The 15,589-nt window shown below is 28.0% G+C and carries 10 protein-coding genes; 8 read left to right on the plus strand and 2 right to left on the minus strand.

The window, feature by feature from the left end; genetic code table 11:
• Positions 1 to 69: 69 nt before the first annotated feature.
• Together L6651_RS05970 and L6651_RS05975 are read right to left on the minus strand one after the other, a co-directional pair.
• A complete protein-coding gene (locus L6651_RS05970; protein WP_237037067.1) occupies positions 70 to 1,440 on the minus strand; it encodes a relaxase/mobilization nuclease domain-containing protein in 1,371 nt (456 codons plus the stop codon).
• Positions 1,440 to 1,808, minus strand: coding sequence for a plasmid mobilization protein (locus tag L6651_RS05975; protein ID WP_060801413.1), 369 nt, complete (start codon positions 1,806 to 1,808; stop codon positions 1,440 to 1,442). The genes L6651_RS05970 and L6651_RS05975 overlap by 1 nt, the downstream gene beginning before the upstream one ends.
• A gap of 799 nt (positions 1,809 to 2,607) precedes the next feature.
• On the opposite strand from L6651_RS05975, the gene L6651_RS05980 reads away from it, so the two are divergent.
• The 8 genes from L6651_RS05980 (at position 2,608) to L6651_RS06015 (ending at position 15,553) form a co-directional block, all read left to right on the plus strand.
• A complete protein-coding gene (locus L6651_RS05980) occupies positions 2,608 to 2,979 on the plus strand; it encodes a metal-dependent transcriptional regulator (protein WP_142954987.1) in 372 nt (123 codons plus the stop codon).
• Positions 2,980 to 3,141: 162 nt separating this feature from the next.
• On the plus strand, positions 3,142 to 3,894 hold the full coding sequence (locus tag L6651_RS05985) for a thioesterase II family protein (protein WP_237037069.1): 753 nt from the start codon (positions 3,142 to 3,144) through the stop codon (positions 3,892 to 3,894).
• Positions 3,884 to 4,576: a 4'-phosphopantetheinyl transferase family protein gene (locus L6651_RS05990; protein WP_237037070.1), complete on the plus strand. Its 693-nt coding sequence runs from the start codon at positions 3,884 to 3,886 to the stop codon at positions 4,574 to 4,576. Before L6651_RS05985 ends, L6651_RS05990 begins: the two co-directional genes overlap by 11 nt.
• The gene (locus L6651_RS05995) at positions 4,576 to 6,162 is read left to right on the plus strand and encodes a (2,3-dihydroxybenzoyl)adenylate synthase (protein WP_237037071.1); all 1,587 of its coding nucleotides are present in this window, start codon (positions 4,576 to 4,578) and stop codon (positions 6,160 to 6,162) included. Before L6651_RS05990 ends, L6651_RS05995 begins: the two co-directional genes overlap by 1 nt.
• A gap of 12 nt (positions 6,163 to 6,174) precedes the next feature.
• On the plus strand, positions 6,175 to 8,115 hold the full coding sequence (locus tag L6651_RS06000; protein WP_237037072.1) for a condensation domain-containing protein: 1,941 nt from the start codon (positions 6,175 to 6,177) through the stop codon (positions 8,113 to 8,115).
• Between the two features lie 20 nt (positions 8,116 to 8,135).
• A complete protein-coding gene (locus L6651_RS06005; RefSeq protein WP_237037073.1) occupies positions 8,136 to 13,655 on the plus strand; it encodes a non-ribosomal peptide synthetase in 5,520 nt (1,839 codons plus the stop codon).
• Between the two features lie 89 nt (positions 13,656 to 13,744).
• A complete protein-coding gene (locus tag L6651_RS06010; protein ID WP_048951824.1) occupies positions 13,745 to 14,800 on the plus strand; it encodes a saccharopine dehydrogenase family protein in 1,056 nt (351 codons plus the stop codon).
• Positions 14,801 to 15,553 carry a hypothetical protein gene (locus L6651_RS06015; RefSeq protein ID WP_048951823.1) on the plus strand — a complete coding sequence of 251 codons (753 nt, stop codon included), beginning with the start codon at positions 14,801 to 14,803 and terminating at the stop codon, positions 15,551 to 15,553.
• Positions 15,554 to 15,589: the final 36 nt, after the last annotated feature.

Raw genomic sequence — 15,589 nt, forward strand, 5'->3', positions numbered from 1 at the left:
AAAAATGATGGGTTATATTGAAAAAATATCAGCTCAAAATCTATCCGAAGAAGCTGATTCACCAGATCCTTACTTATACAATTCATTATAAATATACTTATCAGTATTCTTTCTTAGTTGAGTCAATTCATTTATCAATATATTCTCGTTGGCGTAGTCATCCATAAGAATATCTTTTTTATTTTTGTATTCATCATATAATTTTGACAACTCTTTTATACTTAGATTTTTATATTGACACTTTTCTAAAGTATTTATTGCTTTTTTATATGCGATAATTTGAGGCTTATATTCACTATAAAAATCTTTATCATTTGTGTTTTCTTTATAGGTTTTATAGATAACCTCATTTATTTTTATAGTGTTAATGTCTTCAATAGCTGTGTAAATTTCGCTCATAACTTTTTCTATATCCTTAATTTCATTTAGGATTTCTTGCCTATTAATAGCCTCCTCTTGGAGTTTATTTTCCAAATCCATACTAGATGATAGCCCGTATTTTCTAAGCTGATTTAAGGTCTTCGCCATAGTATTCATATTATGTTTTCTAGCCCATATTTCATAACCTTTAGAAGATTTAACCTTTTCATTGCTTTCTATGTCTATTATATTATCAAATTTCTTGTAAGATTTTTTAGAATAATGTACTTCACTATTTTTGTAATTTTCATTTACCTTATTTTCAATTCTCTCTTTTATTTTCTCTTTTGTATAATCTTTTCCAAGAGTAGTTTCCCTCGAACGAATGAATCGCCCTTTTTCTCCTTGTTTTTTATGTCTGAAAGAAAGATATTTTCCAAGTTTAATTTCATAGCCATATTCTTCCATAAGCTTTAAGAAATTCTCATAGCTATTTGCTTTAATAATAGTATGATCAATAGCGATTTGAAGTTTATGTTTCCAAGATTTTCCTTTCTTAAATTCAATATATTCTTTGTAGGATTTACCATTGGTTTTATACTTTTCCTTAAATTTTACATAATCTTCATCTATAACTGATAGCTTATACTTTCTACATAAATCATCACTATGATTTCTAATTTGGTGGTAAGTTTTTTTGTTACTTTGATATGCTTTACCAGTTTCAAAAGAAACGTTATTAAATAGTATATGGTTGTGAATATGCCCCTTATCTATATGGGTAGTAAGAACATATTCATACTTTCCTTTTAAGATTTTATCGCATAGTTCTAAACCTATTTGATGAGCCTCTTCAGCAGTAGTTTCTCCGGGGAAAAAAGATTGAATTAAATGTCTTGCAAAAACTTTTGCTTTAGAATTACATTCTATTTTTGTTTGTTCAAATTCTAAATGAGCAGTTATAGGGTTACAGTTTAGGGAGGAAATTAGAATTTTTCCATCTGTTTTATCACTATTCATAATATAATCAAGTGCTGCTTTTAAAGTGGATTTTATAGGATGAATTTTAGTGATTGCCATTATTCTTTCTCAGTATTTATGCTATTAGAATTAGTAAGAGAGTATATTTTTTTACGTATAGAGAAAATATCTTTTGCCTGATTTTCTAATAAGCTTTTTAAATCTTCTACATCATCTTTATATATAATTGATGTAGTATTTACCCTTTTAGTAATTTGATTTATATTATTTGAAGTACGACTTATATTTGTTGACATTTCACGAAAGACATCCATATCTAATACATAAATATCTTTTTCTAAAATACATTTCATAATAAATTGCCTAAGAGTTTTACACTTAGATGCTTTATATTTTTCATTTAGCAATTCTAACTCCTCATCAGATAACATTAAATAGATTCCGTTATTTCTAAATCTACTTGTCATAATTTAACCTCCTCGTATATTGTAGTTGTAATAATAAATACTACATTTTGTTCTCAATCCCTCTTTATTATGTGATAATAATTATATAGATAGAGCTCGTAGTAAACTTCCTTGAAGCTCCTCTTCCTAATAAATTTATTAATCGAAATAAAAAAGAAAAACCTGTAAATTCAAGTAGGATAACTTGACTTACAGGTTTAATTTATTCTATATATTTCGTTTGGGAATCTCCTGATTTAAATTTTTATTATTGATATTTTATCACTTTTTGAGATAATATTCAAGTTTACGTTTAAGCTATTATAAGCGTTTGTTGCTGAATTTAATTATTATAAATTTAGGGGTTTGGGGATATTCCCCAACAAGTAAAATGGAAAAAATAAGCGATATATTCGTAGTATTTTTATTCCATTTTTAGTAAGTGCATATGCACTTACTGTGCTTGCTCATATACTAATAGTATAAGAACAGCTTTAAGCATAGTTCTTAAAAATGAACCTAATCATCTATGATAAAATTATAGATATTAGGGATGAAATGGATTCTTTTATGTGCTTGGTCTATTAGAGTTATAAGCGTTAAGTGTTTATTAAATTTTATTAAGTTACCGCATCTATTGAAGTTAATAAACAATATATGACAAACCTAGAGGAATATTGCAAAATTTACTTTTAAATAGGGATTTTTATAAGTATAATGAGATAGTATAAAAATTAAGGAAATCATTTTTTAAGTTCTTTAATTTCGTATTTACTAAATTTGGATGTAATTATTTTTATTTTTAAGGGAGGGGTAATCCATTCTACACAGAGAATTTGCAGAGGAAAATTATTTAGAAGCTATATATATTTTATCTTTGGGAAAAGATGAAGTAAGAAACATGGATCTTGCTAATTACTTAGAGTATAAAAGACCTACTGTTACAAGAATGTTAAAAAAACTTGAAAATAAAGGGCTGATTATTTATGGTGAAGATAAAATAATTCGTTTAACAGAGGAGTCAAAAACATTTTGCAAAAAAATGTATACAAGGCATAAATATTTGACGGATGTATTTATAAGACTTGGAATAGATGCAGAAAAATCTGAAAATGAAGCTTGTCTTATAGAGCATGTTATTTCTGATGAAACTTTTGAAAAATTAAAAAAACATTTTGATTACAATTTATAATAAATAGCATAGATGGCTCGCATAATGAGATATCTATGCTATTTTTATCTTTAAAATTATTTTTTCAAAAGCATCTTAAAGCTATTGATAAAAGCTATCAAATAGTATATAATAATTTTGAGTTAGCCGATACTAACAGAAAACAAATAAAAAGGTGAATTTATGTCAAAAAACTTTGAAATACTAAATAAAGAAATTAATGAAAATAATATAATAGCAAATCTTTTTATATTTCCATTTGCAGGTGGTGGAGTGTCTGCCTTTAGAAAATGGAAAGATGAGTTTGAAGATATAAAATTATTTGTTGCCCAGTATCCAGGAAGAGAAAACAGGTTTTCTGAAAAGGCTATAAGTGACATTAACATCTTAGTGGATAGTTTATTTGAAGACATGAAAGAAAATTTTGATTTTAGAAAACCTTATCATTTATTTGGACACAGTATGGGAACAAAAATAGTCTATGAATTAGCATTAAGAATTAAAAATTCGGATTACATAAATCCAAGAGGAATAATTATATCAGGAGGGCGTGCTCCATTATATAAAGAACCTCATCCAATTTATCATCTTGACGATGACGGATTTATAGAAGGCTTGAGAAGATATGAAGGAACACCAAAAGAAATTCTAGCTAATAAGGATTTAATTTCCATTTTCTTACCAACGCTTAGGGCAGATTTTGTAATAGATGAAGACTATCAAGACACAAAGTTTGAGAAATTAGAATCACCTATACTAGGTTTTATGGGAGATAAAGATCAAGAAATGACCTTAGATGAACTTATAAAATGGCAAGATTATACCACAAAAGAATTCGCTTATAGATATATCGATGGCAAGCATATGTTTGTCAATACATCTCCTGAAAGTGTCATTAAAGAGATAAAAGAGTTTATAAAAGTAAATGAAAATTGAAGAATATGAGACAAGAAATACTAAAGATTTTCTTACTTTAGAAAATTTAAAAGCTAAATTATCTAATAATGATTTAATACTAATTAAGGCTTATACAGACAAATTATTAGAAGAAAAATTACTTTCTTATTTAACTGAAGAGGAGATAATAAAATCAAAGGATTATAAATCAGAAATAGCAAAAATTAATTATCTAGTATCAAGGGCAATACTTAATTTATCCCTAAAAGGTTTACTAGAAAAAGGAATTAATGATTTAATAGTCAAACGAGATAAAAACAATAAGCCTTACCTAGAAAACACTATAGGATTAAAGTTTAACATCTCACACACTGAAGGATTAGTCTTGTTAGCTTTTTCTAAAAGAGAAGTAGGGATAGATGTTGAAAAAATAAATTTTAAATTTGAGTTTAAAGATATATTAGAAAACTGTTTTACTAGAGATGAAATTATAAATATAGATAACAATATAATAAGTTTCTATAGATATTGGACTGCAAAAGAAGCCTATCTTAAATGTGATGGTATTGGTCTTATAAGAAATTTAAAAGAGATTGAAATAATTTCTTTGGAAAATGAATTTATAAAAATTAATGATAGTAAAAGGAATACAATAAGCAGATTAAAGTCATTGAACCATGACGACAAATATGTCGGGGCAATATGCTTGGAGGAGAATTAATGAACATTGAATTAAAAGAAAAATTGGAAAAATTTTATGATGAACAAGTATGGCCGCATATGACTTTAGGAGAATTTATTGAAGATTGTGCTAAAAAATATAGGGATAAGATTGCCTTAGTAGATGGAGTCGTTGAACTTTCATATCAAGAATTAAATAGAAAAGCTTGCCATTATGCCAATGGTTTATTGAAAGCTGGATTTAAAAAGGGGGATAGAATCGTTCTTCAACTTCCTAATTGTCACGAATTTGTTATTATCCTTTTTGCCATGTTTAAGATTGGTGTGATTCCAGTATTATCACTTCCAGCTCATAGGAAAAATGAAATAAAGGGAATATTAGAAAAATCAGGGGCAAAAGCATATATAGCTAAGGATAAATATCTTGGCTTTTCATATGTGGATATGATTAGAGAAGTAAGAGAAGAATTAAATATAGATTTTGAAGTTTATATTCTTGGGGATAATCAAGGATATAAAAATTTTTACAATCTCAATGATAAAGATTATATATATCAACATATAGATGTTGACTATAAAGAAATAGGATTATTACTTTTATCAGGAGGCACAACTGGTATACCCAAATTGATACCAAGGAGACACTGCGATTATATCTATGTAGCAAAAGAAACTGCAAAGAGATGTAAAATGGATCAAGACAGTATTTATCTAGCCTCTCTTCCTATTGCTCACAACTTTCCTTTATGTTGCCCAGGGATATTAGGAACATTTTTTATAGGCGGCAAAGTTGTTTTATGCCCAGTAACAAGCCCAGATGAAATCTTGCCTTTAATTGAAGAAGAAAAGGTTACTATAACGGGCTTAGTTCCTGCTATGGCAAATATATGTATAGATTTTATAAAGGTAGATGATTATGACATATCATCATTAAAGGTTCTTCAAGTTGGAGGTTCGGTTTTAGAAGAAAAGCTTGCAGAAAAAATAGAAAAAGAATTTGGTTGCAAACTACAACAAATTTTCGGAATAGCTGAAGGTCTGATTATGACAACTTCTTTAGATGATGATAGTAAAACTATATTTACAACTCAAGGTAAACCTATAAGTGAGTTTGATGAATTGTTAATAGTTGATGAAGATGGAGAAGAAGTCAAAGATGAAGATTACGGAGAACTTATAGTTAGAGGCTCTTACACAATTTATGGCTATTATAAGCTCCCAGAAGTAAATAAAAGATGTATAGAAAAAGATTTATATTTCAAAACTGGAGATAAGGCAAGGAAACTAAAAGATGGGAATTATCAGGTAGTTGGAAGAATTTCAGAAACAATAAATAGGGCTGGAGAAAAAATCACCCCTTCTGAAATTGAAGATATTTTACTATCTAATGAGAATATAGGGGATGTTCAAGTTGTAGGAGTACCTGATGAACTTTTGGGAGAAAAAATAGGAGTATTCATATTAAAAGATGAGAAGGACGAACTCTCATTAGAAGATATCAGGACATTTCTAGCGAATAAGAATGTAGCGGAATTTAAATTACCAGATTCTATAAAATATATAGATTCATGGCCGCTAACTGCTTTGGGGAAAATTGATAGAAATAAATTAAAAAGAATAGAGTGAAAGGAGCAGAACATGGAATTTGATGCGAGAAAAGAAATTAAACTAATAATTGAAAAATGGTTAAAAGATACCTTGAAGAAATCAGACATAAAAGAAAATGACAATTTAATAGAAAAAGGCTTAAGTTCCATGCAAGTAATGCAACTTTCAGGAATTCTTAAAAAAGAAGGACTTAGAATATCCTTCGCAAAGCTCATTGAGAAGCCTACACTTAATTCATGGTTTGACCTAGTAGCTAATTCGAAAACTATTAAGAAGCATTCAAAAGATAATAAGAAATCAAATGATGGCAAAGATTCATTCAATCTTACAGATGTTCAATATTCTTATTTTATAGGCAGAAGTGATGATCAAACTCTAGGTGGAGTGGGTTGTCATGCCTATATTGAAATAGATGGAAAAGATATAGATTATAAAAGATTGAATGATGCGTGGAATAAACTTCAATATAGACATCCAATGCTCAGAGCAAGATTCACAGAAGATGGAAAGCAAGAAATATTAGATAAACCTTTTAGTGAAGAAATTGAAGTTTTTGACTTATCTAATTTAGATGAAAAAGAAAGAAAAATCAGATTAGATGAAATACGAGAAAATTTATCACATAGAAAACTTAGAGTGGAAATGGGAGAAGTCGCAGGATTAAAACTTGCAAACTTGTCACATAATAGAAATAAAATTTTCTTTGATTTAGATTTACTTGTTGCCGATGTTATGAGCATGAGTATTCTTTTAAAAGAATTAGGGGAAATTTATTTAGGAAAAGAATTAGATAATCTGATTAATTATACATTTAAAGACTATATAAACAATCTTGAAGTAGACTCTGAAATTTATAAAAAAGACCAAGAGTTTTGGAAAGAAAAAATAGACTCATTTGAGATAGAAAGACCTAATTTACCATTAAAGAAAGCTCCTGAACAAATTAAAGAAACGAGATTTACTAGAAGGAAACGAGTTATTGAAAAAGATAAATGGAGCAAAATAAAAGAGCTTGCAGCAAGTTATAAATCTACACCATCAATGGTTTTATTAACTGCATATGCTTTAATTCTAGAAAGATGGACTAACCAAGATAAGTTTTTTATAAACTTACCATTATTTAATAGAGATCTTTCAAACGAAAACTTAAAAGCCATGGTAGCAGACTTTACAAATATCTTATTAGTAGAGCATGAAAGAAAAAATGATACTTCTTTCCTAGAAACTTTGAATAGAATAAGCAAAACCTTTATAGACAATGCTAGTCATTCATCTTATAGTGGAGTTCAAGTTCAAAGAGATATATCAAAATCACAGGGTACAAGCATTAATGTAGCACCTGTAATTTTTGCGTGCAACATAGACTATCCACTAGAGACTGAAATGTCAAAGAAAGCTTTGGGCAAAATTACATATATGGTTTCACAAACTCCAGGAGTATGGTTAGATTTCCAATCTTATATAAAAGATGGAGATTTGATTTTATGTTGGGACAGTGTAGATGAAATTTTCCCTGAAAAAATGTTAGATGACATGTTAAATTCTTTAGAAGAACAACTTTTAAGACTAACTAAATATGATGATTGGATTGCAACAAATGAAAATTCAAATAATTATTTACAATATAGAGAGTATAAAAAGTGTAATTTTAATTATAATAAGCTTCAAAGCATGGATGTACCTTTAGGTGAAAAGTCGAGAGTTTACACAACAAATCTAACAGTAACACAAAACAAAATGATTGATATATGGAAAAAGCATCTAGATATAAGAGAAATATCTATTTATGATAATTATTTTAAAATTGGAGGTGATAGCTTAAAAGCTATGGGTATAATCAATGAAATTAAAAGAGTTTTTAAATTAGAAAACCAAATTTCAATGAACTTAATATTTACAAATCTAACAATAGAAAGAATATCGGATAAGATTGATGAAATTCTTGAAGATATAGAAGTTTATTCAATTTAGTAAAAGAAAGGATGGATCTAATGAGTATAACAGAATTACTAGATATTTTAAACAATAAAAATATAGTTGTTTGGAAAGAGGGTAGTAACGTAAAATTTAGAGCACCAAAGGGAAGCTTAACAGATGAATTAAAAAAACAACTTAAGATTAATAAATCAATGCTTTTAGAATATTTGGATAAAGAAAAAAACATATATTTTAAAAGAGACGAAATAAATCGTTATGAGGAATTTGATTTAACAGAAATACAGAGTTCATATTTATTGGGAAGGAATACAGCATTTGAATTGGGTGGTGTGGGTTGCCATGGGTATATGGAAATTGAATATAACGAGCTTTTAGATAAGGACAAAATAGAGATAGCATGGAATAAAGTCATAAAAAAGCATGATATGCTTAGAGCAATCATATATAAGAATGGTAAACAAAAAGTGCAAAAGGATGTACCATTTGTTGAAATTGAAGAGAATTTTTCAATAGATGAAAAAGAATTAGATTTGAGGGAGAAATTAGCTAACAAACAGTATAAAATTGGTGAATGGCCAATGTGTGATATTGCAATAACTAAAATAAATGAAAAAACGTTGCTTCACTTTTCTGTTGATATGATAGTTGCTGACTATATAAGCATGAATATCATATTGAAAGATTTAGAAGATTTTTATTATAACCCCGAAAAAGAAGCGTGTAATTCTAGTAGCTATAGAGATATCGTTATATATGAAAAAGAGAGAAAACAAAATAAAAGTGCTAATAGCCAAGAAGATAAAAAATATTGGGAAAATAAGATAGAAAATATGGGAAACTCACCATTCTTACCGACACTGAAGACTGTAGATATAGAAGATAGCTCTTTTATTCAAAAAAGTATTTTTTTAAATGAAGACATGTGGAGTAAACTCTGTGATTTGTCAAAAAATATCGGTGTAACTGTGTCGGCTGTGGTTATGTCAGTATTGTCAGAAATAGTATATTACTGGTCAGGTACAAATAAATTTTGCATAAACACCACTTTATTTAAGAGGAGTTCTTTAAATATAAAAGATATTAATGAAATAGTGGGAGATTTTACGGATGTGAATGTATCGGCAATAGATATAGACAGTAAATTAACATTTAAAGATAGAATAATAAATCTGCAAAAGAATTTATGGATGGATATGGAGCATAACTCATTTTCTGGAGTTGAAGTTCTAAGAATGCTTAGCAGATTAAAAGGTGAGAGTGTTGTAGTGCCATTAGTTTTTACAAGCACAGTCGGTCTGTCAAATGAAAATGACGTATTGTTAAAGCGAAAAGTCAATTATAAAATCAGCCAAACACCTCAAGTTTATATTGATTGTCAGTTAGCAGAAGAAAAGACAGGAGCTAGGATAAATTGGGATATTAGAAAATTTGTGTTTGATCAAGTTGTTATGGATGAAATGTTTGCAGGTTTTGTAAATATAATTAAGGAACTATGTAAAAATCCGTATAAAATCCTAGATTTGAAAAATCCAGTGGAATTACCTGAAAATATTCTGCAAGTTAGACATGATATTAATTCAACACAAAGAAAATTTCCAAAAAGAACTTTAGGAGATGGATTTTTAAAAATGCTAAATAAAAATCCAGAGAAAACAGCTCTAATTTTCAAGGGAAATACTTATTCTTATAGAAAATTAAGCTTGTATGTTAGTTCGATAATGGAAGCTTTAAAAAACAATAAAATAAAATCTGGAGATAGAATAGCAGTTAATATTGAAAAAAATGAGTGGCAGATTGCATCTGTACTAGCTATTGTATTAAGCGGCGCTGTATATGTTCCAATAGACGTAGACCAGCCAATTAATAGAAAAAACAAGATTCTAAAAAAGTCAGATGTTAAAGTGGTTCTATCATGTGATGAAGAGCTGAGTAATTCTGAATTTAAAAATATAAATTTACACAATATTTCTTTAAGTGAATTTAATAGCATGAAAGATTTAAATTTAGAAAAATATTACATGGATGATGCTTATATAATCTTTACTTCTGGGACTACTGGTGAACCTAAGGGTGTAAGAATAACGCATGATGCAGTTATGAATACAATAATTGATGTCAATGAAAGATATAGGATAAAAGAAGCAGACGTGTTTTTGGGATTAGCAAAATTATCCTTTGATTTATCGGTATATGATATATTTGGGTGTTTTGATATTGGGGGAACATTAGTACTACCAGAATCAGAGAAGACAAATGATTCAAAGTATATTTATGATTTAATGTTGCTTCATAGAGTAACTATTTGGAACTCTGTGCCAGCTCAAATGCAACTGATAGTTAATTATTTAGAGGCATCTGAAAAAATAAAAAAGAGTGAATATTTAAGACTATGTATGTTGTCGGGAGATTGGATTCCAACAAATTTACCAAGTAGAGTATACAATATTTTTGAAAATGTGAAGCTTGTTAGCATGGGTGGAGCTACAGAAGCATCAATTTGGTCTATCTATTATGATATAGGTAAAAATGAGAAATTTGATATTAGTGTTCCATATGGATACCCTATGTCAAATCAAAAATTTTTCGTTTTAAACAGAGATTTAAATCCTTGTCCCGACTATGTTAAAGGTGGATTGTATATTGGCGGTAAGGGAATATCCAAGGGATACATCGGAGATGAAAAATTAAATAAAGAACAATTTATAAGAACAAGAGATGGAGAAATTATATATAAAACAGGTGATACAGGTTATTATTTAAAAAATGGTTTAATTATTTTTACTGGTAGAGAGTCTGGAGATGGACAAATAAAAATTCATGGATATAGAATAGAATTATCAGAAATAGAGGATGCAATTGCTTCTTATAACAAAGTAGATTCTGCACAAGTTGTATATACAAAAGGGAAATCTTTAGATGGTAAAATAAATGCTGTGGTTACTCCTAAAATTAAAAGTTATATATCTAATGATTTTTATTTGAGTTGCGATGAAATTGAGTTTTTAAAAGAGTTAGAATCAAGTGTTTTAGAGAATATGAATCTTGATTTATTAATAAAATGGGGAGATTGTGCTGACAAGGTATCATTGAAGTCTATTTTAGGAACATTTCAACATTTTGGAATTTTTACTGACCAAAAAAGCAAATATAATATTCAAGAGATTAAAAAAATAATAAACGTACCTGAAAAGTTAGACAAGTTATTAAAGAGATGGCTAAATGTATTGGTTAAAGAAAAAATATTACAATTAGATGAGGAACAATACCAATATTTAGGTGAAGAGAATGGAGAAACACTTGAACAATTATGGAATGATTTTTATAAAGTAGAAAATGAATTTAATTACAGTAAGGATTTTTTAGCTTATCTGAAAAGATCTAATGATTCTTTACCTGAACTAATAACAGGAATCGAAGATCCGTTAAATTTACTTTTTCCAAAAGGGGATTTAAAACCTGCTTTGGCATCATATCACGACAATAAAATAAATAGAATCAATAATGGTTTTATAGCTAATGAAATACATTATTTATATAATGAAAAAATGAAAAATAGCAATAAACCATTTAGAGTTTTAGAAGTTGGAGCAGGAGTAGGTGGAACAACTATTGATGTGATTACTAAATTGAAAGATTCAAAAGTTGAATATTATTTCACTGATGTTTCTGAATTCTTTTTTAACAATGCAAAAAACATATTTCATGAATATGATTGGATAAAATACAAAATATTTGATATAAATGAAGATTTTTATAAGCAGGGTCTAGATGCGTTCTCATTTGATTTAATACTATGTGCAAATGTATTACACAATTCTAGAAATATAGATTTCGTTATAAAAAACTTAAAAAATCTATTAGTAGATTCTGGGACATTGATTATATTAGAGGAAACAAAAATGAGTTATATGTTATTAACATCAATGGAATTCAAGGATGGATTGATAGGATTTGAAGATGAAAGAAAAGAAAGTGAACAAACATTTTTCTCAAAAAAGCAATGGGAAGATATTATAGATAGAAATGATGGCAACATAACTTATGCATTTCCAAGTAGTCAGTTACTAGAAGTATCAGGACAAAATGTTTTTGTAACGAGATTTAAAAATGAATATTATAACATTGACAAAACAGAATTATTTGAGCATTTAAATGATTCTTTGCCAAACTATATGATTCCATCTGATATAAAAATATTACAAAGTTTACCCAAAACAAGCAATGGGAAAATTAACAAAGAGGCAATATCAAGTTTATTCAAAGTAGAAGATGATGATATTAGTATTGATAAATCGCAAATGACAGAGATAGAAAAAAAGATTGAACATATATGGTGTAAAGAGCTAAATAAGTCTTTTATTGGATTAGATGAAAACTTTTATAGTGTAGGCGGAGACTCTCTTTTAATAGCACAAATTATAAGTGAAATTTTGGAAAAAGTAGAAGAAGCAAAAGATTGGGACTGGAGTTCTTTGCTTACTGAAATGATGCAAACGCCGACAATCAGAGAAATTTCCAAAAAAATTCAAAACAGGTTTGATAAGATTGATAAAAAGATTGATAAGTCTTTATCAGTATTAAAAAAATCCAATTTAGATAATGATAAGAAAACTGCTAAAGTTTTGTTTCACGCAGGGACAGGCACATTATCTGCATATACAGAATTATTAGATTATATTATAAAAGATAGTAATGATGTCGAAGATGTATTGGGCTTTTCTTTTGGAGATGAGGCAGAATATGTTTCTATGAAAACTGAGGATACATTTAAAAATCTTGGAGAAAAATATGGAGAGGTATTATGTAAACTCGGGTATTCCAAGTATATCCTTATTGGACATTGCGTTGGTGGCTTGATAGCTATTGAGACTGCGAATTATATAACCAATAAAAATATGAATGTATCAGATGTAACTTTATTGAGTACGACTATTCCAAGAGAACAAAACAGAACAGTTTTCAATTGTTTATCAAGAAAGAAATATGATATAGCACTAAGGACCAGTTTAGAAAATGAATTACTGCTAGAAAGAACATTTTCTAGGCTAATAAATGCTGATATTTTTAAAGCTGGTCATACTGTAAGTGATGAAAGACTCGATGATTGTATAAAATATATGGTAAAAAATCTAGATGGTGACTTGAAAATAGAGTCATTTGAGAGGCTTGTTGGAGAGTATGAGGATATAGGACTTGAGTTTAAAAGACTTTCTTCAATTCCAATTTCCGAAAGACTAAATAATCTTTATAATTCAATAAATAGAGATAAGGTAAATTTATTAGACAATGAAATAAAAATGTTAAATACACTATTTAACATCTTTTCTCAAAATTTTGGATGTGTATCAACTTATAAACCCCCAAAATATAGCGGGAATGTAAGAGTTTTCTCTTGTGAAGAAACAGAAAAAAGTTTTTATGGAGAATTTTTTGGAGAAGATAAAGAAACTTGGGAGAAGTATTTAGCTGGGAATATAGTGTACAGCAGTATATCAGGACAACATTTTGATTGTTTAATTGGAGAAAATCTAAAACAAAACAGCACGAAGATATTAAAATTCATTAATGAATAGGGAATATTCAAGATGATAAAATTATTTAATGATTCAAGCTAAAAATTGAAGTCATATTGGTTTTTATTTACTAAAAGAGAGGTGAATATATGAAAAGTCCGATAATTGGAATATTGGGTGGAAGTGGAAATATTGGTTCAAAATGTGTAGAAATTATAAGTGAGATATATCCTTTATATGCTACCTACAAGAACAATAAAAAACAAGATACAGAAAATTGCACCTATGTACAGATGGACATAAAAGATTTGGGTAAAGTCACTGAATTTTGTAATCAAGTCGATATTTTGATAAATTGTGCTGGAGCATCATATAAAAATGGAGAAAAGATAGCTAAAATAGCAAGTGAATGCAATATTCCATATATAGATCCATCAGGTGAATCATTTTTAGAGGATAAAATAAAAGAAGAACTAGATAACAACATATTTGTTTTATCTTCGGGATATTTCCCTGGATTAAGTGGAATTATGGCAAGTTATGCTTGTAGTTGTTTAAAAAATGTTGATTCTATTTCAGGTTTTAATGTAAGTGAAGAAATTCCCAGTAAATCAGCAATTGAAGACTTTGTTTTAACAAATTTATCTGGGTTTGGAAAAGCGTTATATTATTACAAAAATGGTGAGCTTGTATATGAAGATGGAATTAAATTTGTAAATGTTAATGGTGATATTTATAAGCTATCAAACTATATTACCAAAGAATTTTTAAGAGTAGCAGAAAAATTTAATGTTAACACTGCAAATTGGTTTAATCAAATTTATGACGATAAAGTTATTCGAAAAATGCAGGAAATAGTATTAAAATCTGATAAATTTGAGGGTAGTTATAGTAAAGATATAGATAATATAATTTCATTTTTTAAAGCAAATGTTTCTAAAAATAATTTTAACAAGCTAATAATTTCTGCGAAAAATTCTATGGAAAACATTGAGATTGAAGTAGAAAGTAAAGAAAGCAGTACAATGAGTGCTGTAATTTGTTCTAATCTTGTTAAGAAAATCCTGGAGAAAAATTATAAAAATGGGCTATATTATTCAATGGATATTTTAGACTTTAAAGATATAGAAAGGGATTTGATATTGAAAAATGTTAAAGTAAATATCAAAAAAGAAAAAAAGGAATATGAGGAGGGTGTGTTATAAATGAAGATAGTGGGTGATTTAAACAATCCTAAAATTATGCTAGTTCATGGTGCTGGCTTTTATTGGGAAAATTGTTTTAGGGAAATAATAGAATCTTTAAAATCAAGTTATTGCATTCTATTACCTGTTTTACCAGGTCATAGTAATATCAATGAAGAACCAATTAAATCTGTAGAACAAGTTGCTGCAATGATAATAAAAGAAATTAAAGATTTAAGAGTTGATAATATTGAACTAGCATATGGTATATCTTTAGGAGCCAGTATTGTTCTTGAAACGATATTGTGTGGAGAAGTTAACATAAAAAAAGTAATCCTAGATGGTGGTCAATATATAAATATGGGAGAAAATATTGAATTATTTTCAAATATAATGTCAAAACAATTTATTGGATTATTAGAAAATAATCATCTTCAAAAAGAAATCAGAGATAACATGGGATATGATGAAAACGACATTGAAGTATTAAAACCAATGTTATTTAAGTCCATAAGTAATGAAACTTTATACAGTACCTTTAAAGCTGCATATAGTTATGATATAACAAATAAAAATTCTGACAAATTAGCTACGAAAGACATATCTGTTTCTTTTGGAAGTAGAGAAATATACGCAAAAGATTCTTTAAATTATTTAGAAAATTTAATAAAAAAAGAATTAGAAGTAGAAGAAATAAAAGATATGGGGCATTCAGAAGCTTTAAGTAAGCATCCAGAAATAATAATTGAGATGATAAAGAGTAGAATTAAATGAGTTGATTATCATAAAAATATGGTATAATATTCAAAG

This window comes from Mediannikoviicoccus vaginalis (genome assembly GCF_928097925.1).
Lineage (GTDB): Bacteria > Bacillota > Clostridia > Tissierellales > Peptoniphilaceae > Mediannikoviicoccus > Mediannikoviicoccus vaginalis.